Annotated in this window: 16 protein-coding genes; 6 read left to right on the top strand and 10 right to left on the bottom strand. The window is 43.8% G+C overall.

Features of this window, described 5'->3' with window-relative positions; translation table 11 throughout:
• Positions 1–274: 274 nt before the first annotated feature.
• From AC57BQ_RS16050 to AC57BQ_RS16060, 3 genes are read right to left on the bottom strand one after another with little or no spacing between them, the layout of a single operon-like run.
• Entirely contained in the window at positions 275–1,396 is a 1,122-nt protein-coding gene (locus AC57BQ_RS16050) for an efflux RND transporter periplasmic adaptor subunit (RefSeq protein WP_496407250.1), read from the bottom strand.
• Positions 1,383–4,634: an efflux RND transporter permease subunit gene (locus AC57BQ_RS16055; RefSeq protein WP_496407251.1), complete on the bottom strand. Its 3,252-nt coding sequence runs from the start codon at positions 4,632–4,634 to the stop codon at positions 1,383–1,385. The genes AC57BQ_RS16050 and AC57BQ_RS16055 overlap by 14 nt, the downstream gene beginning before the upstream one ends.
• 21 nt (positions 4,635–4,655) lie before the next feature.
• A complete protein-coding gene (locus AC57BQ_RS16060; RefSeq protein ID WP_496407252.1) occupies positions 4,656–6,056 on the bottom strand; it encodes a TolC family protein in 1,401 nt (466 codons plus the stop codon).
• A gap of 89 nt (positions 6,057–6,145) precedes the next feature.
• Here AC57BQ_RS16060 and AC57BQ_RS16065 point away from each other — a divergent pair, with 89 nt between their 5' ends.
• The 5 genes from AC57BQ_RS16065 (at position 6,146) to AC57BQ_RS16085 (ending at position 10,175) form a co-directional block, all read left to right on the top strand.
• On the top strand, positions 6,146–7,090 hold the full coding sequence (locus AC57BQ_RS16065; protein WP_496407253.1) for a LysR family transcriptional regulator: 945 nt from the start codon (positions 6,146–6,148) through the stop codon (positions 7,088–7,090).
• Positions 7,091–7,193: 103 nt separating this feature from the next.
• A complete protein-coding gene (locus tag AC57BQ_RS16070; RefSeq protein ID WP_496407254.1) occupies positions 7,194–8,426 on the top strand; it encodes a family 8 glycosyl hydrolase in 1,233 nt (410 codons plus the stop codon).
• Positions 8,427–8,824: 398 nt separating this feature from the next.
• Positions 8,825–9,247, top strand: coding sequence for a helix-turn-helix transcriptional regulator (locus AC57BQ_RS16075; RefSeq protein WP_496407255.1), 423 nt, complete (start codon positions 8,825–8,827; stop codon positions 9,245–9,247).
• A 67-nt stretch (positions 9,248–9,314) separates the two neighbouring features.
• Positions 9,315–9,728, top strand: coding sequence for a VOC family protein (locus AC57BQ_RS16080; RefSeq protein WP_090467185.1), 414 nt, complete (start codon positions 9,315–9,317; stop codon positions 9,726–9,728).
• Positions 9,729–9,731: 3 nt separating this feature from the next.
• Positions 9,732–10,175 carry a DUF1569 domain-containing protein gene (locus AC57BQ_RS16085; protein ID WP_496407256.1) on the top strand — a complete coding sequence of 148 codons (444 nt, stop codon included), beginning with the start codon at positions 9,732–9,734 and terminating at the stop codon, positions 10,173–10,175.
• A 233-nt stretch (positions 10,176–10,408) separates the two neighbouring features.
• On the opposite strand, the gene AC57BQ_RS16090 is transcribed toward AC57BQ_RS16085, so the two are convergent.
• On the bottom strand, positions 10,409–11,911 hold the full coding sequence (locus AC57BQ_RS16090; RefSeq protein ID WP_496407257.1) for a hypothetical protein: 1,503 nt from the start codon (positions 11,909–11,911) through the stop codon (positions 10,409–10,411).
• A 368-nt stretch (positions 11,912–12,279) separates the two neighbouring features.
• Here AC57BQ_RS16090 and AC57BQ_RS16095 point away from each other — a divergent pair, with 368 nt between their 5' ends.
• Positions 12,280–13,152, top strand: a complete 873-nt coding sequence (locus AC57BQ_RS16095; RefSeq protein WP_496407258.1) for an ankyrin repeat domain-containing protein — start codon at positions 12,280–12,282, stop codon at positions 13,150–13,152.
• A gap of 169 nt (positions 13,153–13,321) precedes the next feature.
• Here the strand turns inward: AC57BQ_RS16095 and AC57BQ_RS16100 are convergent, their stop codons facing one another.
• The 6 genes from AC57BQ_RS16100 to AC57BQ_RS16125 all read right to left on the bottom strand — a co-directional run bounded on the left by AC57BQ_RS16100 (position 13,322) and on the right by AC57BQ_RS16125 (position 25,037).
• Positions 13,322–14,629: a flavin monoamine oxidase family protein gene (locus AC57BQ_RS16100; RefSeq protein ID WP_496407259.1), complete on the bottom strand. Its 1,308-nt coding sequence runs from the start codon at positions 14,627–14,629 to the stop codon at positions 13,322–13,324.
• Positions 14,630–14,995: 366 nt separating this feature from the next.
• A complete protein-coding gene (locus tag AC57BQ_RS16105) occupies positions 14,996–16,570 on the bottom strand; it encodes an FG-GAP-like repeat-containing protein (protein WP_496407260.1) in 1,575 nt (524 codons plus the stop codon).
• 48 nt (positions 16,571–16,618) lie between these two features.
• On the bottom strand, positions 16,619–18,172 hold the full coding sequence (locus tag AC57BQ_RS16110; RefSeq protein WP_496407261.1) for an FG-GAP repeat domain-containing protein: 1,554 nt from the start codon (positions 18,170–18,172) through the stop codon (positions 16,619–16,621).
• A gap of 15 nt (positions 18,173–18,187) precedes the next feature.
• Complete coding sequence (locus AC57BQ_RS16115) at positions 18,188–19,507, bottom strand: vanadium-dependent haloperoxidase (protein WP_496407262.1); 1,320 nt, start codon at positions 19,505–19,507, stop codon at positions 18,188–18,190.
• Between the two features lie 7 nt (positions 19,508–19,514).
• The gene (locus AC57BQ_RS16120; RefSeq protein ID WP_496407263.1) at positions 19,515–23,135 is read right to left on the bottom strand and encodes a VCBS repeat-containing protein; all 3,621 of its coding nucleotides are present in this window, start codon (positions 23,133–23,135) and stop codon (positions 19,515–19,517) included.
• A gap of 84 nt (positions 23,136–23,219) precedes the next feature.
• A complete protein-coding gene (locus tag AC57BQ_RS16125; protein ID WP_496407264.1) occupies positions 23,220–25,037 on the bottom strand; it encodes a RagB/SusD family nutrient uptake outer membrane protein in 1,818 nt (605 codons plus the stop codon).
• Positions 25,038–25,059: the final 22 nt, after the last annotated feature.

Consider the following 25,059-nt stretch of genomic DNA (forward strand, 5'->3'; position numbering starts at 1 on the left):
TTCGAACGAACAGCGGGGTGGAATCAAACGTTGGGGTGAGGAGAAACTATCTCTTGAGCGATAGCGAAAAATCTTTTGCGCCATGCATTACGGCTTGTCGCTCGTAAAAGATTTCTCCTCGCCCCCACTCGCATTACCCCTTACTGCTCGTTCGAAATGACACTCGCTTTAATCACTATTACAAAAAAACATCCCACCTTGCCTACAGCAAAGCGGGATGCAAACAAAAGTAATCAGTCAACTGAATTAACTCAATCCTTATCCTATCAACTAATTATTTATCTTTTACTGTTGATCCGTTTCTGATCTCGTCTGAGGCTACTTTTACCAGTTTGTCATCTGGTTTAATGTCACCGTAAACTTCCATCATATCGCCCGATGTTAAGCCTTTTTTGGCGTCAACCCATATTGCTTTGTGATTTACCACCTTAATTACAAACACCTTTTCGGTTGAAGTGTAAACGGCCGTTTTTGGTACTACGTAAGCGCTATCGCCACCAGGCAATGGTACGCTCACTTCGGCAAACATGTGCGGCAAAAGCTTTTTATCTTTATTGTATACGTCCATTTCCAAACGCTCAGCTCTCAATTTTTCATCCAAAGCGCCAGCCAAACGTTTCACCTGTGCGGTAAATTTTTGATTGGGTAATGCTTTTACAGTAAAATCCACTTCACTTTTATTGCTCAATGAACCTGTAGAACTTTCTGGTATAGATACTACCAAACGCAGCCTTTTCTGATCCTGCAGCGTAAACAGCGGATCGGTACTTTTACCACCCGGACCTACATAGGCACCCAGGTTTACATTACGACTGCTGATCACCCCATCAAACGGAGCGCGTATTTCCAGGTAAGCCAGGTTGGCGGCAACTTCCTTATAAGATGATTTTGCAGCTTCTACGTTAGCCAGATCAGAGTTTTTCTTGGCCTCAGCCTGTTCCAAATCGTTTTGAGATACGGTACCGGGAGTTTTGCTGGTGCTTACTAACCGGTCATAAGTAGCTTTGCTGGCATAGTAAATAGCTTCCTGTTGTTTTATTCTGGATTGTGCTCCCGCTAATTGCGAGTTGATCTCCGGTGCTTCTAAAACACCCAGTAATTGTCCCTGGTGAACTTCGGAACCGATATCAACCAGCAGCTTTTTCACATAACTATTCACCTTAGCGTACAGGTCAACCTGTTGGTAAGGGATCAGTTCGCCGGGAATAGTAACCGAGCCGCTCAGCTTTCCTTTTTTAACCGCAACCAGCTCAACCGATGGGGTTTCCACCGCTTCCTGCTGCTGTTCTTCGGCGCTTTCTTTTTCTTTTTCCTCTGAATGACAGGCACTCAGGAAACTTATAGCTACCGCTAATACGGCAAGCATAATGATGGATCTATTTTTAAGCTTTTTCATGATGATGCAAAGGGACATAAAATTTACTTTCTTTATCTTCTGGGTCTAATGATACTGATTGTGTGCTGGCATTACCTTGTACCCAGGCAAAAACCAATGGTAATATTAACAGGGCTGCAAATGTTGAAGCAATAAGTCCGCCAATAACCGCGCGGCCAAGCGGCGATGTCTGATCACCACCCTCTCCCAGGCCAGATGCCATCGGGATCATACCTACAACCATGGCCAAACTGGTCATTAATATAGGGCGTAAACGCAGGGCAACTGCTTCGCGGGCGGCTTTCAACGCGTCGCCGTTATGTTTACGTAACTCTTCGGCGTTGGTTATCAATAACACCGCGTTGGATATGGATACACCTACCGACATGATCATACCCATGTACGATTGCAGGTTGAGTGTCGCCCCGGTTAATTTAACTAAGAATAATGATCCGAACAATACAGCCGGCACCGTTGATAAAACAACTAACGACATTTTGAACGACTGGAAGTTGGCTGCCAGCATCAGGAATATTACGGCAATGGCTACCAATAAACCTGATTGTAAACTATCCAATGTATCGGTTAGTGTTTGGCTCAGGCCGCGCATGTCAATCGTTAATCCGTGTGGTAATTTACCAATTGATTTAATAGCTTCCTGTACATCATGTGTAGCCGTGCCTAAATCTTTTTTATTGATGTTGGCTGTAACAGACATGGTTGGTATGGCGCCAATATTATCATCTTCGCCATTAGCTATGCCGGTTTTTACATCGGCTACATCACCCAGTGTTGGTCTTGACTGATTGGCTAAAATCGGGATCTCCTTTACATCATTCAGGCTTGCCATTTGATATTCAGGTATCTGTACCTGTACCAGGTAGCTTAAGCCGGCACGTTCATCGATCCAGTTATTTTTTTCGGTAAACCTTGATGATGAGGTAGAAGCGATCAACGAGCGGGAAATATCATTTAAACCCACACCCAGTTGCGCCGCCCTTTGCCTGTCGATAGTAATATCTAACGATGGATAGTTAAATGATTGGCCTATCTGCGCATCGCGTAGATATTTGATCTGTTTTAATTTATCCAGCACCTTGAAGGCATATTCCTGGTTCTGTTTTTTGTTTTTACCAGCCAGAGTAACCTCTATCGGTGTAGGGGATCCCTGACTCAATATCTTGTCAGTCAGCTCTATCGGCTCAAATGAAATCTTGATACCAGGCATTCTCTGCGCTATCGAATCCCTGAATTTTTCTTTCAGATCGTCCAGGTTCACTTTATAATCTTCTGTTAAACTCACCTGCATAACCGCTTCCTGCGGACCAGCCATGAACATATATATCGGGTTGGTGGAGAACGATGACGGGTGCGTACCTACCATCGTAGAGGTAATAGCAATGTGGTTTTTACCAACTATGTTACCTAATATATGCTGCGCTTTCACCACTTCTATCTCAGTACGCTCCAAACGGGTACCATCCGGTGCACGTAAACGTACCTGGAAAGTTCCGGAGTTTACTTTAGGCAATACATCGCGACCGATAATATTAAAGAGCAGGAAGGCTAAACCAAAGGCTACGATAACGTAAACAGTTACCAGGATTTTCCGGTTGGGCATCATCCTGTCCATCAGGCGCATAAAGCTATCCCTGAACTTGTCAAAGCGGGTTACTTCTTTACCGGTATGCTCCAAAGCCCTTTTCATGGCTTTTTCTTTTTGTTCCCATGGTTCGCCTTCATCTTCCAAAGCAAAACCATCTGCATGGCTGTGATCTTCGTGTTTGTTCACCATGATCCAGTTAGCCATGATAGGTACAAAGGTTTGCGCCAGGAAGTAAGAAACGATCATGGAGAAACCAATGGCTAATGCCAACGGCAGGAACAAGGCTCCAGGGATACCTTTCATGGTAAAGGCCGGTGCAAACACCGCCAGGATACAAAACAAGATCAACAATTTAGGGAAAGCGATCTCCTTACAGGCATCCCATATAGCCAGGGCTTTTGGTTTACCCATATCAAAGTGCTGGTGTATGTTCTCGATCGTCACCGTCGACTCATCCACCAGGATACCAATAGCCAGCGACAAACCGCTCAGCGTCATGATATTGATCGTTTGTCCAAAAAGCGAAAGGAAAAATATAGCTGATATAATACAGGTTGGAATAGTTAATATTACGATGAGCGCACCACGTTTATCGCCCAGGAACAGCAATACCATTAAACCGGTGAGTACCGCACCTATGGCACCTTCTTCGGCCAAACTCTTCACCGCGTTAATTACATAAACCGACTGGTCAAACACGAACGACAATTTCACGTCATCCGGCACCAAAGCCTGGAAACGGGGAAGCGCTTTCTTCAAATTCTGAACCACATCCCAGGTTGAGGCTGTGGCCGATTTGGTAATAGGCAGATAAACCGAACGTTTACCGTTGATCAGCGCATAACCGTTGGTGATATCCGCACCGTCTTCAACGGTAGCTACATCATGTAAAAAAACTGTTTGTACACCATTTTTGTATAATGGGATATTACCAAAATCAGGAATCTTTTTGATAGTGGTATTTGCCGGTGCCAGGTAGTTATAGTCGCCTATACGTACGTTACCTGCCGGCGTGTTCTGGTTGTTTTCGCGCAAAGCAGCCACGATCTGGTCGGGCGTTAAGTTATGCGAACGTAACAATCCGGGGTCAACCTTGATCACCACAGTACGCTGGTTACCGCCAAAAGGAGCCGGTGCTACCAGACCGGGAACTGATGTAAATGCCGACCTGATGTAAACCAGGGCGAAATCAAGCAACTCGTTGTTGGATCGGGTGGGACTACTGAGCACCAACTGACCAACGGGTAACGTGGAGGCATCAAACCTCAAAATAAACGGAGGCTGCGAGCCCTGCGGGAATGCCGACTGGGCCCTGTTGGTGAACGCCGTGACCTCCGCCGCGGCCTGTGCCATATTAGTACCTTCGTAAAAAGTAACTTTTATCAGTGTTAAACCTTGTACGTTTTTGGTTTCGATGGTTTTAACGCCCGAAACAAAAAGCAACAGGTTCACATACTGCTTACCAAAATAAGCCTCCATCTGATCGGGGGTAAAACCTCCGTAAGGGTGGGATATATAGATAACCGGCAGGTTAAGATCAGGAAAGATATCTATCTTGATAGTACGTACCGCATTGATCCCGAAAAAAAACAGTCCGGCAACTATAACCAATATGGTGATTGGTTTTTGTAGCGCCCCTTTGATCATTCCCATTATAAATGTGTATTACTGTTATTAAAAATTATTAATGAATATGCCGAAATCGCCTGTGGCTGCCGATTTAAACAGCAAGGCCTGCCATACATTGTTTAAGGCAATGTAGCGGTCAACCTCGGCACGGTTCAGTGTATAAAGGGCCTGGGTAAAATCAACAATGTTGGCCAGTCCGTTTTTATACAAGGTATATTTCTGCTTATACGCATCGCTCGCGGCCGAAACCTCAACCGGTACCTCGCGGTAATTTTTCAAGGAGTTACCGATACGGGTTTGCGCCAGTGCCAGCTGTGCTGTCAGTTGCTGCTCCACCAGGTCGTAATCATTTTTAAACTGCTCTGAGGTATACTTTTGCGATTGTACCTGATAATGCACCCGGAACGGGCTGGTAATGTTCCAAACCATGGCCACGCCAAACAGGTAATTGTACCGGGTTGGATTGGCACCCGCTCCGTAACTGCTGTTAACGCTGTTAGGATTGGTAGTATAATCATAATTAAAGCCAGAGCCCCTGCCCTGGTATACGCCAAACAAGGTAAATGTAGGATAGCTGAAAGTTTTTAGATACTTGGCCTGTTCGTCGCTTACGCCAATGCGGTTTTGCAGGTAGCGTAATTGTGGGTGGTCTGCCAGTTGCACCGCACTTAAAGCATCCAGTGTGGTGGGCAGCTTGGTAACAAAAGCGCTATCCAATAAAAAGTCCTGCGCAGGGATACCCAGGTAAACCGAAAGCTGGTTGCTCTGATCCTGAACAGTTTGCTGCGTATTGGTCAGCGAGATCTTCGCATTGGATACTTCTGCGTTAGCCAAAGCCGAATCAACACCCGGATTCAGTCCATTCTTTACGCGGGCAACCACCACCTTTTGCAGATCCATGGCGCGGTTCAGATTATCCTGCTGAGCTTTTGCCAATTGCTGGGCTGCCAGTAAATTTAAATAGGTGCTGGCCACGCGAACTTCGTGTTGAAACTGCTCCTGTGCCAGGTCGGTCTCTTCACGGTTAACGATGTTCTTTTGTACTTTAATGCGCTCATGCGATTTGCCAAAGCTGAAAAAGTCCCAGCTTACGTTACTTAAATACAAGGAGCCGAATGCCGCGTTCCAGTTTTGATTGGCCTGGGCCGGGCCCGATGATGCTACGGATAAACCACGGTAACCATACAAAGGTCCGTTTTGACCGTTGGCCGTTCCGTAGTCTTGTTGTGCCGAGATGCTTACATCTGGTAAATATTCTGTACGTGTTTCTTTTAGAAATGCCTTAGCAGCGTTTAACTGATTAGCTTTGGATTTGATGGTACCGTAATTAGCGAGTGCCATTTGTTCAGCATCTTTGATGTTTAAAACTTTTTGCTGAGCCTGAGCCTGGAAGACAAATAAAACACCTAAAAACAGAAGTAGTTGTTTTGAAGGTAGCTTATACATAACGTGTATTTTATACACGGCAAAGGTAGGCCTATAGGATGTATGAAAAAAATGAATTAATTTTGTCATAATCATTAGTAAAATTCATAATGAATATAGCACTCCACCATTTCCGCTTAGTTGATACCATATCAAAAGAGGGTACTTTAACTAAAGCAGCCGAAACATTGCACCTCACCCAATCGGCCCTGAGCCACCAGTTAAAGGAACTGGAAAAAGAGTTGGATATCGAAGTTTTTCACCGCGAAGGCAAAAAATTACATTTGTCTGAGATTGGCTACCGCTTTTTGCGCAGTTCTGAGAAGATCATCGCCGAAATACGCTCCATGGAAGAGGATATCCGCAACTATAAGAACGGTAAAACCGGCAAGCTCAATATCAGTATGCAGTGCTATACGGCTTACCACTGGCTGCCCGGTGTTATTAAGGATTTTAAAAGCCAATGGCCCGATATTCATATCAACATCGTGTCAGACGCTACCCGCCGTCCGCTGGAATATTTGATGCGCGGTGATCTGGACCTGGGTATTGTGCGCACCCAAATGATTAATACCAAAATAACTTACGAGGCTATTTTCGAAGACCGCCTGAATGTCATATTACCAGCAGATCATCCGCTGGCGAGTAAAGATGTGATCAATATCAGTGATTTTCAGGATCAGGACCTGATACTGGCCCTTTACGACCCCAGCTACCAGGACACCCCATTGATTGAAACCCTGATCCAGGAGCAGCATGTAAAGCCCAAAACATTAAACCGCATCCACTACACCGATGCCACCATTGAAATGGTAAACGCAGGCCTGGGTATCAGTGTAATGGCCGATTGGATAGTAAAACCTTACCTGGCCAACAGAAATGTAGTAGCCAAACCCCTGCACCACAGCGTAGCCAAAAGAACCTGGTATGCCGCCACCTGCAAGGATAACCCGGTGATACAAAATTTCCTGGCTTGCTTAAAAGTGTATTTTGCCCAGAACCAAATGTGCATGGAAGAAGAACATTTTGAAGAATTATTGGAACAGGTGGTTTAATATAACACGCAGACGACTCACCCCGTCTGCGCTCCGCTGGACGCCCCTCTCTCCCGCTTTGCGGCATAGAGGGTACGGAATTTACCTGTTTTTCTTTCTGCTGATGCTGATCTTCAAATCCCCTCTTTACGCCTTCGGCGTAGAGAGGGTGACCGAGCGCAGCGATGGTCGGGTGAGTCAACCGACCAAACCCTTCCCTCAGCATTATCCCTACACCAAAGGCACCATCAAACCTAATCACCTACCCCAGCAACAACTGGATAAACAGGTAGAAGTATTTTACGACCAATGGAAAAAGCGCTATGTAAAACCCGGCTGTACCCCTGGTCAATATTACATCTGGTTTGAAAGAAAGGGCAAGGAGTGTGTATCCGAAGGTCAGGGTTATGGTATGATCATCACCGTACTGATGGCCGGTTACGACAAAACCGCTCAAAATACTTTCAACGGTCTTTATCAATATTACAAGGCCCATCCTGCCAAAACATCACCCTACCTGATGGCCTGGGCACAGGTAAAAGGCTGCAAAGATCTTGACCACAGCACCGCTACCGATGGCGATATGGACATTGCCTATTCCCTGTTGCTGGCTGCCAAACAATGGGGCAATACCGGGAGCATCAATTACCTGCACGAAGCCCAGGGCATCATCGCGGCTATTATGCAACATGAGATCAACCAGAAAACTCATTCCATTTTGCTGAGCGACGCCATTGAATATGATAGTGCCGATTATTTTGACACCCGCTCATCCGACTTTATGCCGAGCCATTTTAAGGCCTTTGAAGCCACTTTACATAATGGTAAATGGAAATCAGTAACCGATAATACTTATCGCCTCTTTGCGGCCATGCAGGTCCAATACAGCCCCGATGCGGGCCTGGTGCCCGATTTTATCCGCAGCGTTCATAAAAATCCACATCCGGCTCAGCGTAATTACCTCGAATCGCCATACGATGGCTCTTATAATTACAATGCCTGCCGCGTACCCTGGCGCATTGCCAGCGATTATTTGCTATATGGTGATAGACGGGCAAAGACTTTCGCCGATAAAATAAACCATTGGATCCGTGCAACCACCAGCGGTAACCCCGATAATATTTCGGCGGGATATACACTAGCGGGCAATGATATCAAAGGACGGTATTTTGAGGCACTTAGCTTTATAGCACCTTTTGCTGTATCGGCCACGGTTGATCAAACTAATCAGCAATGGCTCAATAAACTGTGGGATTACCTGGTGGCCTTTAAACTCAAGGACTACGACTATTACGATAACAGCATTAAAATGCTGGATATGATCATCGTATCGGGCAACTACTGGAAAGCATCTTGATTTCGGATATCGGATGTTCGATTTTGGATTTAAAACCTCGGTTTTAAGATCTTAGTAGAGACGCATCACATGCGTCTTTCAAGGGCTATAAAACTGCTTGCGTTACTGGGAGACACATGTGATGTGTCTCTACATCAAATTCCCCTCTTGGCGCAAGTCTTCTGTTTTGGGTTTGAGGGCAATAGCTGACTTGTGACTTCCGAACAAGCACAAGTCATCTACCCAACAAGCACCCGCTCAAGACATGCGCTAAAAACGGTGTTCAAGAAGGCTTCGCCGTTTCGGATTTAGAACTCTGATTCAGAAAAATTTAGAGCTTAGAACTTAGTTTTTAGAATTTAGAGTTTCGATTTTAAGATTTAGAATTTCGATCTTAGTGTTTAGAATTTTAAACCCCAATGGAACAATACCAGAAAATGTATTTGTACAAACGAATAGTACAGGCAAAACTATTCATCGACAATCATTTCTCTGAAAATATCGACGTTTCCAACATAGCCGATGAAGCTTGCTTTTCAAAATATCACTTCATCAGGCTTTTTAAATCCATATACGGCAAAACGCCTCATCATTACCTCACCAAAGTGAGAATAGACAATGCCCAATTGTTATTAACAGAGGGGAGGTCCATCACAGATGTTTGTTTAATGATAGGTTTTGACAGCCCAACATCATTCACGGCGGTATTCAAAAAAATAGTGGGCAAAACGCCATCGGCATTTCAAAATGATCAAAAAACAAAGCAACAGGCCATCCGCATCAACCCGCTGTCGGTAGTTCCAAATTGCTTTGCAGAATCTCATGGTTACATCAAAAAATAGCAATTTTCAAGAGGTATTACTGTGATTGATTGCTCATGTTTGTGCTGCTAACCAACACCTACAAAAAATGATCACCAAAGTAACGCACATGTGCATTTATGTCCTGGATCAGACCAGTGCATACGATTTTTATGTAAACAAACTGGGTTTTAAAGTACATACCGATGCCCCCATGGGCGAAGGCGCCCGATGGCTTACCGTAACCCCGCCCGAACAACCGGAATTGGAAATAACCCTGTTCCTGGTTGCTGAAGGTGGTATGTTCGACAAAGAAACAGTAGGCACCATGACCCACCTGATCAAAAAAGGGACCTTCGGAGCAGCTGTATTTACCTGCCACGACCTGCTGGCCACATACGAAGAATTATCAGCAAAAGGCGTAGTGTTCAAAAAAGCACCCACAAAAGAGTTTTATGGCTATGAGGCCTTATTTACAGACGACTCTGGCAATTGGTTTTCATTAGCACAAATTGAATCCTAACCTATGAAGTCAATCTTCGACCAGGAAACAAAAGATGAACTCATCGGCAGGGTGAATTCATTAAATGCTGATAGCCATGCGCAGTGGGGCAAAATGAATGTGTACCAGATGGTAAAGCATTGCAGCCTTTGGGAAGATATGATGCAGGGCAAGCAAAAGTACAAGCAAGCATTTATCGGTCGCCTGTTTGGCAAAATGGCTTTGCGCAGGATAATGAAAGATGAATCGCCCCTGGCGAAGAACACCCCTACGCTTCCGGAACTTAGAATTACCAGCAATGGCGATATGGTATCGGAGCGGACAGAATGGATTTCTAAAATCGAGGATTACGTTCATTTTTCCAACCCAGGTTTTGTACACCCCTTTTTTGGCAGCATGACCGAAGAGCAAATCGGATATATGGCTTATAAACATACCGACCATCATTTGCGGCAGTTTGGGGCGTAAATACATGTATGTTAATCGATGCTTGATGCAGTCGCTCGGCTCCAGCCGAGTGATGATTATTTTCAGGCCTCTGGCCTGCGAGTTTCCGGCAGCGGCCGGAGGCCGGGTAATATAGGTTACTCGGCTGGAGCCGAGCAACTGCAGAATTGAAAAATAACTGAAGCTTTAAATGCCCAGCCCAGTGCGATTCCTTCCCTCGGGAAGGGGAGGAAGGGGTTTCTGTACGATGTTTTTTACCCCTTACCAGCCAGTTCTTTTTCCCATTGCCAAAACAGATCAGTAAATTTTTCCTGGGCTGGGTCTATAATTTCTTCATAAGGTTCTTCTGTAGGCTCTGCAGCAAAATTATCGTGTAGCCAGGCCATATAGGCTTCTATATGATTACTCGGTGCATAGCTGTCCCTATCATTGCTGAGCTTAACACACTCACCATCCAATACGGGTTCTATATCATATGTAAGCAGGCGCAGGAGCTGCAATGCATTCTCGGCTACAACATCAATTCCGTTCTCTTTGTCCAGTACAATTACAGGCATATCCCTGGTTTCTTTTCCCAGTCCCTCATCCCACAGGGCATATAATGCACCAAAGCTGGTGGCCCGGGCAAAAGGTATAAGCGCGCTTATAAACGCATTGCTCTGGTTCCATGTTTTCAAGACAGATGGATCATATCCTCTCAGCAGAAAATATTGTGCATAATTGGCGTGCTCTTGCTGAAAATCAAATAGCAAAACCAATTCCTGTGGTATTTCTCTCCCCCGGAAATTCTTTTCAAATGCTTCAAAACTCCGGTGTTCCTGTACCGCTTCAAAACCCTCCTCAGCATCAATATCGTATTTCAACAAAAAATCATACAGACTATCGGCATACTGATCATTGGCGGCTTGTATAACAAGCGCTGCTTCTGCATCTGTTTGTATAGGCTCCAGTCCAAAGTTTGCTTTTGACCAGGTTAAAAATGCCTCCCGGTTTTCGCTCTCATCTTCGTGTTCCTTGCCCTTATAAAAATAGGCAGAACTCCAATCTATGGTAATCTCCACATCATAACCCAGCAGCCTGATCAGATCTTCCGTATTTTTTGCTACCAGATGTATCCCGCCTTCATCGCCAAAAACCACCACCGGGCATTTGTCCAGGTTTTCATTAATTACCCAAATGGCATAGGTGCTTCCACCGGCCGTTGCTGTGGCAAACTCTATAAACGAATGCAGGAAACTTTCTTCGCCCGAATAAGTGTTTAATCCAACCTTATCAATCACACTCAGGTAAAAACTATCCGCATAGCTCCCTCCCCCATACTTGCTTTCAAATTCAAATAATTTTTCCAGATCATAAGGAATGCCATATATCCCAAACTGCTTTTGAAAATCATGAAGTGTGATCCGCCCGGCATCCACGTTTTCTATATAATCGACGATCCCTGTCCAGGTCTGCCAGGTAAATTTTTTGATGTCGTCCGGACTGCTGGCTTCGAGCTTTTTAAAACCTTCGTTTTCATTCTCCCTGTAAAAAGTAAACAAAAAACCGGCTTCTATCCGCATGTAAACATTCAGACCGTTATCGTGCAGAATAAAAATACTGTTGCCCATACCCTCACCGTCAGCATCGATATATGGCTTCTTTATATTAATCTCCGTACTACCGAATTCAAGATCCAGTCCATTATCGTCGTGCGCAGGAACAGCGTCGGAATTAATGATCCTGCTGAAATTGTCAATATCAAAATCGTATTTCATAGCCGTGTTTTTTTGTTAGAATTGCCCTTTGTAAAACTACAGCGCATAAAAACAGCCGGCAAGTTTCAGCTGGCTACAGAATATCTACCGGTCATCTACAATTCGTCTACATCCATGCCAATTTACACCTGGCGTATAAACCCCTCCCTGCCATCGCACTATCCAAACGCGCCCCTCCCGTGGGGAGGGAATTGAAATTTAAAGATCTTGAACCAAATTTTAAAAGTCAGGGCCAGTGCGATTCCTTCCCTCGGGAAGGGGAGGAAGGGGTTTCTGTACGATGATTTTTAACCAAGCGATCAACGTCACAAAAGTCGTATTGCTTATCCCAAACTATTTCAGGAAATTTGTTTTAAACCAACCATACGATGGAAACCACCGACATCAGCAACCCTATATTTTTACAAGCTGCAAATGCTTTGGATGCTGGCAGACTGGATGAATTGCAGGAGCTGGTAAGTCAATACAAAACCCTGTTGCGTGACCGCCTGATTACGCCCAATGAGGAAGGTTATTTTAAAGATCCATACCTCATTTGGTTTGTGGCCGATAACCCTATCCGCAACCCAAAATTGCCGCTTAACATTGTGGAGATCACCCGTTTTTTGATCGACGCAGTAAAGCGTGAAGCGCCGGATACGTATCAGCAACAGGTAGATTATACACTCGGCCTGGTGGCTACCGGGCGGATCCCGCGGGAATGTGGTGTGCAGATAGTGATGATGGATCTGCTGATCGACGCCGGAGCCACCCCCGGTGGCGGTATGGGCGCTATCGCGCATGGTAATATCGAGGCAGCCCAACATTTAATTAACCGTGGCGGCGAAATTTCGCTGGCATCTGCCATGCTACTGGACCGCAAAGCAGATACCGACCGTTTAATGGACACCGCGCCCCATGCAGAAAAGCTGACGGCTTTAACCGCGGCGGCATTTTACGGCAAGGCAAATCTGGTGAAATACCTGCTGGATAAGGGTACCGACCCGAATGGCTATCCTGAGCAGGGTACGGGTTTTCATTCGCATGCAACACCCCTGCATCAGGCTGTATCCGCTGTCTCTCTGGATGTGGTGAAATTATTGGTAGATGCCGGCGCCCGGCTCGACATACCCGATACTATATATGACGGCACACCGCTTGACTGGGCTTTACACTTGCAAGCTGAAACCAGTAACGAAACAGAAAAGGCAGCTTATGCTGATATGGCGGCTTATTTAAAAGAGGCGCAAAAATCTAAGTAACACTTTTTTCAGGGCGCATAAACCCCTCCCTCCCACTACACAAGCCAAACGCGCCCCTCCCGAGGGAGGGAATTGAAGTTTAAAGATCCGGAACCAAATTTTTAAAAGCCGGGGTGGTGCGATTCCTTCCCTCGGGAAGGGGAGGAAGGGGTTTCTGTACCATACCAACTTATACCTGTGATATCATCTCCGCCACACCCTTTCCACTGGTCAGAGCTGCCTCCACGGTACCCATAGCCGTACCTTCGTAAAGATATTCGCCTGTGAAAAACAGGGTATCACCAACCGGGGTATTCAGGGTGTTACGACAAGCGGAAGCATTAACGGTATCATAAGCGTATGAGCCCAGTGTAAATGGTTTGGCTGTCCAGTTCATTACCCGCCAGGTTTTAAGTCGTTGCTTTAGCTCATCTACCCCTAACTGGAAAATATTAGCCACCGATTGCAGACCCTGCATCAGTATGTCCTCATCGTTCATCTCTTTTTTGGCTTCGGCATCCGGGCCACCTATCCAACCGGTAAATATGCTGGAGCGTTCGGGAAACTGTGTCCACCAGGTAGGTATTTCTTCCTGTGATAGCAGATAGCCTATATTATCAAGACTCCGGCCAATACGTGCCTCCGTTTCTTCGGTGTACCAGAAAGCCTCGTCAAACTCCAGTAATATTTTGATCACCGAGCCAAAACCCATCCCTTGTATAGCCTCTGCATACGCTTTAAGCGGCGGATGAAAAGTTATTGCGCCGGTTTGCCCTTCGCTTGCTTTCAAAACACCAAGTGGCACAGCCAGTATCGCCTGTTGGGCATGGTAAGCTGTTCCATCAACCGTGATAGCGCTCACCTTCCCGGGCTCCCAATAAATATCTTTGACGATGCTATTCAGCAATATTTCGCCGCCATTTGCTTTGCATTCGCCGGCCAGGTAATTCATCAGGCTCACATACCCTCCTTCTACCCGATGCTGCGCGCTGTCATCCTCGCTTTGCCACTCCTTTCGCAAGGCAAAACAACTGGCTTTCTGCGGATCACCGGTATCATAACCCGATACAAATTGCCGTACCGAGGTCCTCATCTGGTCGTATTTATCGCCGGGAAATTCCTTCGACATAAATTCCTCGATACTGATGTCCTGCTGCAGGCTGTTCAATTTGTCGATGAGCAAATCCCAGTGCTCAATAAATGATTCATTTTCTACAAAAGCGCCTTTATCATATTGCACCATTTCTCCCGAAGCGGAACGGTATTTAATTCCCGCCTCGTTTAGCAAACCAAGGGTAACCGGCAGATCGCCGTGTACAAACTCCGCCCCCAGCTCTATATGTTTTCCGGTAATGGCATCCAGTTGTGTGTGGATCCGGCCGCCAATACGGTTATCAGCTTCCAGTACGATTACTTTTTTACCGGAATTAGCCAGTTCGCGGGCAGCCATCAGTCCGGCAGCACCGGCGCCTATGATCAGTATATCAGCAGTGTTCATCAAAGTATTTTACAGGCAAAGTTATATTTTGTATCGATGATGGCAACCATCAGTTTCGGTGCTCTTCCATTTGCTTTTGACCATAAATTTTCGTACCTTGTATATCAATTACGACGGCCCGGTTTTCTTGTAAAAAGAGAGAACCGGGCCGTTTAGTTAAGCCTAAAACAAGGCCAAAAATCGACCATTTTACATATAGTTATTTGATAATCAATAAATTAATACTTTTTAAAGTTCCAAAAACCACTTAAAACCGTGTTAAAATTTGTTAAAAAGTGTTAAAATCGATGGTTTTGAATCAATTTCTGGACCTTTTCACCCCGTTTTTGGGCAGAAAAGTGTTAAAATTTAAGGTTTAAAAAGTTTTTATTTACCTTTTGATCCGGCAACACTTTTGGAATTGTTATGCAGCACGATGAACGGTTGGTACAGGTCCCAATTGGGTTCTATATCTTTTTGCACCATCAGTCCCTTTGCCGTAAATGAAAAATTTCCAAGGATGATGTCCGGGTAACCATCATGGTCGATATCGGCTACGTCCATAGCTATCCAGCGGCCATATTGGTTAATAGGTAAAGCATGTACCCTAAACTTGCCGGGAGCGGTTTGCTCATGGTAGGTAAAACCTTCTTCGGGGTGGTATTTAAAATCGGGGAAGAAAGCGATCACTGCTATGTCCAGATCGCCATCATGGTCAAAATCGGCAGCAATAGCCTTTGAGCAGCCATTGATGTGATAAAAATAGGTTTGCTTAAATTTCCAGTTGCCCTGATTGGTAAAAACATACACCCCATGGTAGGGTTTAAATACAGGCGAAAAATCATTGTTATCGCCACAGGTATACACAATATCCAGCAGGCCATCATGGTTAAAATCAATCAGCTGAAAACTGCTGGAGCCATATACCGAAGGGAAACGCACCAAATTCTGACTGGTAAAACCGCCTTTTTTATCATTCAGGAACATCCAGATGCCTTCGTCGGCCTGGGCAAAAAGGCAGGCAATATCGGGCCAGCCATCGTGGTTAAAATCACCGGTAAAAATCTGCGTAGCGCCAGGCAATGCCCGTAATATTTTTTTGCTGAACTTGCCCCCTGCCTGTTGTTGCATCACATACAAACCGCCGCGGTCGCGCCCGAAACCGCAGGATACATAGTCAGTGAGCCCATCTTGATTAAAATCGGCATAGGCGCTTTTCACGGGGCGGGGTAAACTATCGGTAATTAAGGTAGAGTCGTTTTTGACAGGTTTGTCGAGGTTAATATTGATCAGTTCTCCCTTCAAGGCATCATTTGGTGGCAGTATCCCGATACAGGTAATGACAGCCCCATTGGGTTCGTTCTTTGATTTAAAAAAATTGACATCCGTAACCGGCGAATGAAACTTTTTGACCAATACAGGTTGCAGGTCACTGTTCCATTTGTACAGGTTATTGCCTGCATTACCGGTATAAATGAAATTATCATTGGGATTGTAAGCAACCATGGTTGTCATCGCCTGTAACCCTTTACGATCTACGTTTTGGGGTTGCCTAAGACTAAATATAGCCCAATCTTTTACCTCGTTGGGCTTAGGTATGATCAGTTTTTTGGGCGATGTATTTTTATAATAAGCCAGTATCTTGTACCAGTCTTCCTTGGATATACTGGTGTTTGCCGATACCAGATAGTTGCCCATAAAACTTTTGAAACCAAATTTGGGAGCCATCGCGGGCATAATACCTGTTTCCCAGGTAGCGCTGTCCAATAGCGAAGGATCCGGAAGCTGGTGGCAGCTTGAACAATGGATCGCTGCCAGCCTTTTGCCTTCGGCTAAGTATTCGTTGTTGCTTTGGGTAGTATTGTTGCTGTTTGAACAGCTGGTGATCAGCATTGCTCCACTTAACACCATAGCTTTTAGTAAACACAAGCTGTTTACCCGCATCCTGTAGTTTTTAGTCATGTACACATTTCAATTTTGGCAAACACAAGCAGGGTGCAGCTTTTATACTTATTTTTTGGTGTGATTTTCGAGTACTATCAAAGGTAACTTTTTATCCCATGTGGGTTTAAAACCGGGTATAAATAAAAACCCGCTCGAATAATTGCCCAATATAATATCGGGTTTTCCATCATTATTTTGGTCGGCAACTTCCATACACATCCAGTGTCCGTATTGGCTTACTGGGATGGCATGTGGTTTAAAATCAAAGGGGTTAACCTGTTCAAAATAGATAAATTCTTCGGCAGGGGTATTCTTCATATCGGCAAAGAAAGCAATGGTGGCTATGTCCAGATCACCGTCACCATCAAAATCCGTGGCTATGGCTTTGGTACAACCGTTGATTGGATAAAACCAGCGCTGTTTGAAATTCCAGTTGCCGGCATTGGTATAAATATACAGGCCATGATATGGTTTTATCCTGCGCGAGTCATGATAGTTATAACCGCAGGTATAGATCAGATCGGGATTGCCATCATGATCCATATCAGCCAGCTGAAAACTGGATGAGCCATATACCGGTGGAAAACGAAGCAGGTTCCTTTTAGTAAAACCTCCTTTGTGATCATTTAAAAACTGCCAAAGGCCTTCGTCGCCGCTGCCTATCAATACCATTACATCGGGCCAGCCGTCTTTATTAAAATCACCGGTGATAGCCTGAACAGCCCCTGGTTTATTATAAATTGTTTCCTGGCTATAAGTGTGGTCTGCATTCTGTTTTAAGAGGAAAACACCGCCTTTAAGTTTGCCCGCACCACAAACTATCATATCGGTAAGGCCATCCTTATTAAAATCGGCAAATACGGTTTGCTGGGGTCGGGGCAGATCTGAGGCCACAAAGGTTTGATCGTTGTTTAGTTCCTTAGCATCCAGGTTTATTTTTACAATTTTACCATTGGGAAAATCGGCAGGCTCCAAACGACCTACACAGGTAAAATAACCCGCATTGTTACCCGCTGTATCTTTTGTAAAATGCACATTTACCGCGGGCGAGGGTAATGTACCCAGCGAATCGGGCTTTAAATTACTGTCCCAGCCAAGTAGTTTGCTGTTGGTAAAATCGGCGCTGTACAATTTATGCGTATACGGGTTTACAGCTACCATTGTAGTAAAACTGTTATAGTTTACGGGCTCTGGCTTTTTTAGTGTAAAACCAGCCCAGTCATTGATCAACGGAGTAGGCTTTGGCGCGGAAACAACTGTATCCGGCGCAGCTTTTTTATAATAGGCCACCAATGCGAGCCATTCCTGTAAAGATGCGCCCGCAGTATCGGCTATATCACGTTTATAGTAGGTTGACCCATAAATGGAGATGTGCATAAAACTTGCCATATAAGGTAATACATGCTTTTCCCAAACATCTTTACTCAAAGCATTGGCGGGTACAAGAGCATGACAGCTTGTACATTTTAACTGGGCCAGGTTTTGCCCATCTACCAGTACATTGCCCGTTAATTGATAGGGTTGTTTAGTTTTATTTTTGCAGCTGTTCATGAACGTTATGCCAGACAACAACGCAATAAACAACACGATATAAAATGTTACATAATAGCTTCTTCTCATAGAATTATCCGTCAGCTATTTTTTAAGTTTTAGTTTTTTCCAGATGTATTCGCCAACCTGCCTGCCTTGCACAGCACCCTGATCAACACTGTTACGATAGTGTATACCTCCATAAAAACGACTGATCGAGGTTTCGTCTGAAGCTTTTAAAAAGGAATCAAAATGACGCTGCATACCGATGTAACGCAGGTCGCTGGTATCCTGATAGGCAAAGTTATCGCCAAAAATGTGGGTTAATATCACTGCCGATGCACCACTGATATCACTATGCCCGCTCGGGAACTCCGGGAATGGAGGTGTTTGCAGCATGGGCAACCAGTTAGCGTCAATTTTATCGTTAATAACCGTTACCGGTCTGATATAGTTAAGATCATATTTCACCTGCCAGCCACAGATAAAGGCGTCAAAAAGAGCTATAGATGTTAAAGCATAGGCTTGTGCCGTTTTCACCACATCGGCATGTGTTTGTTTACAGGCAATAGCGGTGATACCTATCCAGTGCCCCCCGGGTGTGATTTTTTTATTAGCAAACATCACGTGCCCGCTATGCTGAATTACAAAAGGGTTATCATCCCAAAATTTAGCGATATCGATCTGTTCTTTGGTCAGATTTTTACTTTGCTGATACACCTCTACATTCTGCTTAAAATAGGCGCTGTTTTTATCCTCACTAAAAGGCGGTGGAGGTGGCAACGGGAAATTGGTGGAGGTATCAACCGCAAAGGTGTGCATGGTGCCCCAGCAAAACTCTACCCCATCCAGGTAATCGGGTGGTGTTGGATGCCATTGACCAGGGTTATCGTTACCTAAAAATCTGGGTTTACCACGGGTTTGCGGATAATTGTCGACAGATGCCCGTTTGAGTATGTACTTGCCAATTTTTTCGCCAAATGCCATTGAACGCGCGTAGGTAGAATCGTCCAGGTTGTCTTTGTAACTGGCAAACACCTTATTTTCATACTTTTTCAAGGTATCAACCGAGAAGGTAACTTTATGAGCTACAGTAAAAAATGCCTTGGTAGCCGCCAAAGTAAAATTGTAATTTTTATCTTTTTGAGGCTTAGGTGGTTCACCAAACCCTCTGAGCTGTGCAGTAATCGAATTGTAATCGGGGTTTGCATAACGTACGGCCTCATAAGCTGCAAGCGTGGTATAACCATAAATACGACTGGCAACCGGCGGGGTAAATACATCATATATAATTACCTGCGTTAGCTGGTCGACGTTTTGATGCAGTACATCCGTATCTTTCATTAACGCGGCTTTCTTTTTATCACCACAACTAAAAAGTAAACAAATACCGGTAACGGCTATAATTATTTTAAAGCACTTCATGTATCAATTAATTAAGCTGTAAGTTTCTTTGGTGGCCATTGCTATCAGTTATAGTCACTGATGCCATATTGTTCTCAATATTAAAAAATCTGCCAGACTGCGACAAGAAAGAGCTACCGTTGTAAAACTCTTCCCTCCTCATCTTGCCATTTTTATATTTAACAATAGCATACGTATCCAAGGGCTGCAGGTTAACTGTTTTAACCGCTCTTTTTAATTCAAATAGTTTCATAACGCCGCGATTTTGCGTAGCGGCCAATAAGTAGTTCCCTTTAGCACCTTTTAATTTAACCAGTGCCTTACCGTTACCTGGAATAAAAAGACCGCCTTCCAGTAATGTAAGTGGCTTAAACCCGCCTTTACCATCACCTTTAAGTATAAGACCATTAAAGGCATCGTAACGGCCTGTTGTAACTTCGGTGCCAAAATCATTACCGTTGATAGCTACATCAAGATTACCATCACCATCAAAATCATCAACCGTAATGCCGCACAGTTCAGACATTTGAGCTTCCAGCGGTAACGGCATAACAGTAAATTTACCATTGCCATCATTACGCAAATAGCATGACTGCAGATAATTTGCTTTTAACCGTATGGCACCTTTACGCATTTCAGGTGTTAATACAGAATCCATGGTAGCTATGGCTAAAGATTTATAATTCTGATACCGAATGCGCATGCCGATCATCTGCTTAACAATATCATCACGCCCATTAACCGGGAATTCTTTCATTTCTCCCTGCTGATCTTTTAGAAAAACAGATGGAAAAGCATCGTAACTACCATTATTATCAAAATCCTTTGCGGTAATAAATATGGGATATTGATCTGTAGCCTTATAAAAAGTATTTAAGCCAGTGTTACCAACTATATAATCAATATCGCCATCATGATCGAAATCGCCGGCGGCAATGGTGTTCCACCAGCCCAGCTTATTTTCGACCCCGGTATTATCGGTTATATTTTTAAAAGTGCCATGATCATTCTGCAGGAAGGTAATAGGCATCCATTCTCCTGTAAGTATCAAATCGGGCCAACCATCATTGTTAAAATCGGTAAAGGTGGCATCACATACCAAACCAACATCTTTTAATGCTTTTGCAGCCGTTGCCGATACATCGGTAAATTTAATAATGCCCTTTTTACTATCGTTACGTAAAACAAAGCTCGAAACAGGCTTAGGATAGTTCCAGGGATCAACGCGACCGGATACAAAAAGATCAAGCTTACCATCCCTGTTAAAATCGGCAGCTTTAACACACAATTTGCTGGTGAAGTTTTTAGGTAGCGCATCTGGTTGCAGTTTAAAATTCCCCTTACCATCGTTCAGGTATACCCTGTCCTGGTAGTTTGTTGATCCGGATTCACTTTCAAAACCACCGCTGGCTATATACAAGTCGGGATGGCCATCGCCATCAGCATCAAAAAGCAGGATTCCTTCATCTTTAACCCTAACTTTTTGTGATAAAAAGTCGTTATGGGCCGAGATTGGGTTAACTGCTAAAGGTAGATCCTTTGTTTGGGGTAACAGATCGCGCTGTATAAATTTACCATTGGCTTGCTGTAATAATATCTGGGCCGGGTATTGGGTTGTGCCCCCTACTACCATATCGTCAAAACCATTGCCATCTACATCGCCAACGGCAACGGCAGGCGTATATTCTGATAATTTATGTGGTATAAGCTTTTGGACGTTAAAATCAACATAATCTTTATCCTGATGCTTATAGGTGATACCTGCCGATGTGGTTATTTCTTTAAATAAGGATGATTTATTGATAACCGGGTGGTTATAATTGTAGTTTTCTTTAGCGTCGGCAATATTTACTTTAAGTGTTTGATCGGCTTTTACATTTGACAATAACTGCTTTTTACCATTATCCCATCTAATCACCACAGAATCGAGCTGGTCTATCTTACCTAAACCAAAATGAGCAATATTTTGTATGGTTGACAGGTAGCCCCGGTAAGGCATGTTTTCATACACCTGCTGTTTGCCATGATCATAATAAATATTGGCCATGGCACCTATGCCATTGAGATTTTGGTTACCGCCATGAAACTGTATGTGTAAATAGTGATGGTTATTTTTATCTTTTTCGCGGGTGGTATTTTTATAGATGAACGCTTCGTCATCAATGTTATTGATGATCATATCCATAGTACCATCATTGTTCAGATCGGCATAGGCTGCTCCGTTTGAAAATGACGGGATATCTAATCCCCAACTTTTAGTTACATCTTCAAATTGTAGCCCGTTAGTATTTTTAAAGGCATAATTGGGTATTTTAACAATAGGTATTTGATCAAGCACCTGTTTAGTTGATGCTACTGAATAGGCCTGCTGTCTGAACACAATAAAATCATGATCGGTTACATCACGCGGATAACCGTTTGTTATTACCAGATCGCGGTATCCGTCATTATCAAAATCTGTAAGCATGGGTCCCCAGCTCCAGTCTGTTTGCGCTACACCACTAAAAAAGGCTGTTTCACTGAAGATCGGATCTCCAATAGAGTCATTTTGCCCTAATCGTGGGCCCTGATTAATTTGTAATGTATTGCGAGTATATTGATACTGGTATTTATACCGGTCGAAGTTTTGAAATATCTGGTAGTTGTTTGGTGGCATGAACATCTTTTTGCGATAATTATCTTCAGGATTCATGTCAACCTCAAATACATCCGGCAATCCATCATTATTTACATCTTCAATATCCTGCCCCATCGCACTGTAGGATGTATGTTTAAAGTATTCCTGTGCCTTGTCTGTAAATGTGCCGTCGTGGTTATTAATGTATAATATGTTACTGGGCAAAAAATCATTAGTTACATAAATGTCTTTCCAACCATCGTTATTAATGTCCACTATACTTGCAGCGTGGCCATATCCCTCTATAGTGATACCTGCCTGTTTGGATACATTGGTGAATACCCCATGTTTTAACACCGGGTTCCAATCGTTACGATAAAGTCTGCCTGTACTGCGATGGCTACCATCTGTTATAATTGGTCTGAACGTACTCTGGTTATCACTTGCTACCGCCTCATTAACGGCGAGATACATATCCAGATCGCCATCATTATCATAATCAAAAAATGACGCCATGGTGGAATGAACATTAATGTCAAGGCCATACTCTTTGGCCATTTCTTTAAACCTTGGTACACCATCGGTACCTACTCCCTGGTTTACATATAATAGGTTGGTTCTTTTAACAGAATCATCCAATAAAGTATTACATACGTAGATATCGGGTAAACCATCGTTATTTATATCAACAACAGCAACTCCACGTCCCCAGCCGCCTTTACCACCTACTCCTGCTTGAGTGGTTACATCTTCAAACTTCATATTACCCTTATTCAGGTATAAACGATTAGGCACAGCATTCCCAATAAAATAAATATCCTGAAGACCATCGTTATTAAAATCGCCAATACCCACGCCGCCACCGTTGTAAATATTAAGCATGGTGAGGGGGTTTATTTTTTCGTTTTCAACAATAGTATTACTAAAGGAGATCCCAGAATACGATGAAGGTATTTTTTCAAAAAGCGTTGACTTTTTGCAGGCCATTAATGAACACAGGAACATGCATAAAAAGGGGATAATACGCTTCATGAAATTTTAATATCAGGCTATAAAAAAGGTGGAGATAAACATCTCCACCTAAAATTACAATTTATAAATTATAACAGGTTTAAATTAATAACCTTTGTTTTGAACCAATATAGCCTTACCACCTAATGATTTTGATAAATCAATTTGTTGCTGAGGTATTGGATAATACTCATTTAACCCAGGAGTAAAGTGAGCTCCCTGCAATTGAGAATTTATTCTTACATCGTAAGCAAAGAAGGCATTAATTTCAGTTGCCATGCTACCGTCACTTACCAACGAGCCATTAGGAAGACTTGATGAAGCACCATCCCAGCGTTGTAAGTCAAAGAAACGGACGCCTTCCATACCAAACTCAAGCTTTCTTTCAAAGCGAACAGCTTTGCGTGCATAAGTTTTATCACTAAATGAACCCGCTGGATAATCCTTCACAACATATTTATCGGCAGCGGTGGCCCCTAAAGTATTTCTGGCGTAGGTGGAGGTACCTGTGCTGTATGGTGCTCCTTTATAAACCCAACCGTCAGGATTAGCGGCTCTTTCCCTTACCAGGTTAACATCAGTCTCTGCATTAGCAGTGATACCAGCCTCAATTTCTGCTTCAGCAGCCATTAGTAAGATATCGGAAAAACGCATCAGGTTAATATTATTTGACGTAAGCTGAACGTTATTCCAAACACCTGGAGTAACATCCGAATTGGAGCCTTTTTCTGATTGTGAATAAACATTTTTACGTGGATTGAAAACACCATCTGTAGGGTCACGTATCCATGCAGCTGGAGGATTACCCCAGTCAAGATACGGAATATTAGGGCGGCCTACGGTAATATCCAAACGAGGATCGACATTACCTGCCCATGGCGCTGCACCATTGCTTACATCCTGACCAATAACATCAAAGCTTGTAAACAGCGGTAAACCGTTGCCATCAGTTTTGAATGAATTGGCTAATGATTGGGATGGATTAAACCAACCGCAGCAACCACCAGGGCCACCATAAGGGAAGTTCAAATCATCGCCGGCATTACCGTTTTGACCCAAGCTACCGTCATTTACGGAGTTTTGTGCTGCGAATACAGATTCAGGGCTGTTTTTTTGTGAAGCTTCTGGGCTAAAGTTGGTCTGAAAAACCGGGTTAAGGGCATATTTTTGACCACGTGCGGTAACTCCATTTGCTATTAAATCACGCAAAATTGGTAAGGCTGCAGTATAGTTATGCTCAAACATATAAGTTTTGGCTAAGTATGCTTTTGCTGCCCAGCTGTTAGCACGACCTGCCTGGGGCTGAGTGGCTGGCAAACCTGCTATCGCGGCATTAAAATCTGCTTCAATCTTAGGGAAGATTTCGGCAGTGTTGGGTACGTTATAGTCCTTCATGGTTTCATCAACATAAGGCACCTGACCATACATCTTCCTCAATTCCAGATAGTAAAAGCCACGAAGAAATCTAGCCTCTGCTATTATACCTTTAGCATCTGCAGCGGCCAGATCTTTAGCCAAAGGAACAGTGCGCAATACGTCATTTGACCTTGCAACACCATCAAATAACAAGGTATATCTGGCAGTAATATATGGGTTTGCCGTATTTGCCGTAAAGTTACCTACAGGCAATGCATCCTGACCACCATCAGATGGTTGTGATCCTTTATAGGCATCCCCAGCAGCAATACTACCGAACATCCAATTGGAGCCCGATGCGTTTGAACCTCCGCCTATACCACCTACGCCATCCAATAAAGAGTAAGCACCTATTAACATACCATTTACACCAGCTGCGTTTGCAACGTTTTCTGGTTTTAAGTTACCTAATGGATTTTGTGTTAAAAGATTCTTTTTACAACTATATGCCAAGCATAGCGCCACCAATACTAATGGTACTATGACTTTTAAATGTATTTTTTTCATAATTTCTTTTCTTAAAACATTA

It is taken from the genome of Mucilaginibacter sp. BGA-UO-ETr-C110, from assembly GCF_059567985.1.

What these genes read in the sequence shown, in the direction of transcription:
- AC57BQ_RS16055 (WP_496407251.1), bottom strand. Translation starts at nt 4,634, where the DNA reads ATGGGAATGATCAAAGGGGCGCTACAAAAACCAATCACCATATTGGTT.
- AC57BQ_RS16075 (WP_496407255.1), top strand. Translation starts at nt 8,825, where the DNA reads ATGGAACAATACCAGAAAATGTATTTGTACAAACGAATAGTACAGGCA.
- AC57BQ_RS16105 (WP_496407260.1), bottom strand. Translation starts at nt 16,570, where the DNA reads ATGACTAAAAACTACAGGATGCGGGTAAACAGCTTGTGTTTACTAAAA.
- AC57BQ_RS16115 (WP_496407262.1), bottom strand. Translation starts at nt 19,507, where the DNA reads ATGAAGTGCTTTAAAATAATTATAGCCGTTACCGGTATTTGTTTACTT.
- AC57BQ_RS16080 (WP_090467185.1), top strand. Translation starts at nt 9,315, where the DNA reads ATGATCACCAAAGTAACGCACATGTGCATTTATGTCCTGGATCAGACC.
- AC57BQ_RS16060 (WP_496407252.1), bottom strand. Translation starts at nt 6,056, where the DNA reads ATGTATAAGCTACCTTCAAAACAACTACTTCTGTTTTTAGGTGTTTTA.
- AC57BQ_RS16065 (WP_496407253.1), top strand. Translation starts at nt 6,146, where the DNA reads ATGAATATAGCACTCCACCATTTCCGCTTAGTTGATACCATATCAAAA.
- AC57BQ_RS16090 (WP_496407257.1), bottom strand. Translation starts at nt 11,911, where the DNA reads ATGAAATACGATTTTGATATTGACAATTTCAGCAGGATCATTAATTCC.
- AC57BQ_RS16050 (WP_496407250.1), bottom strand. Translation starts at nt 1,396, where the DNA reads ATGAAAAAGCTTAAAAATAGATCCATCATTATGCTTGCCGTATTAGCG.
- AC57BQ_RS16095 (WP_496407258.1), top strand. Translation starts at nt 12,280, where the DNA reads ATGGAAACCACCGACATCAGCAACCCTATATTTTTACAAGCTGCAAAT.
- AC57BQ_RS16120 (WP_496407263.1), bottom strand. Translation starts at nt 23,135, where the DNA reads ATGAAGCGTATTATCCCCTTTTTATGCATGTTCCTGTGTTCATTAATG.
- AC57BQ_RS16125 (WP_496407264.1), bottom strand. Translation starts at nt 25,037, where the DNA reads ATGAAAAAAATACATTTAAAAGTCATAGTACCATTAGTATTGGTGGCG.
- AC57BQ_RS16100 (WP_496407259.1), bottom strand. Translation starts at nt 14,629, where the DNA reads ATGAACACTGCTGATATACTGATCATAGGCGCCGGTGCTGCCGGACTG.
- AC57BQ_RS16110 (WP_496407261.1), bottom strand. Translation starts at nt 18,172, where the DNA reads ATGAGAAGAAGCTATTATGTAACATTTTATATCGTGTTGTTTATTGCG.
- AC57BQ_RS16085 (WP_496407256.1), top strand. Translation starts at nt 9,732, where the DNA reads ATGAAGTCAATCTTCGACCAGGAAACAAAAGATGAACTCATCGGCAGG.
- AC57BQ_RS16070 (WP_496407254.1), top strand. Translation starts at nt 7,194, where the DNA reads ATGCTGATCTTCAAATCCCCTCTTTACGCCTTCGGCGTAGAGAGGGTG.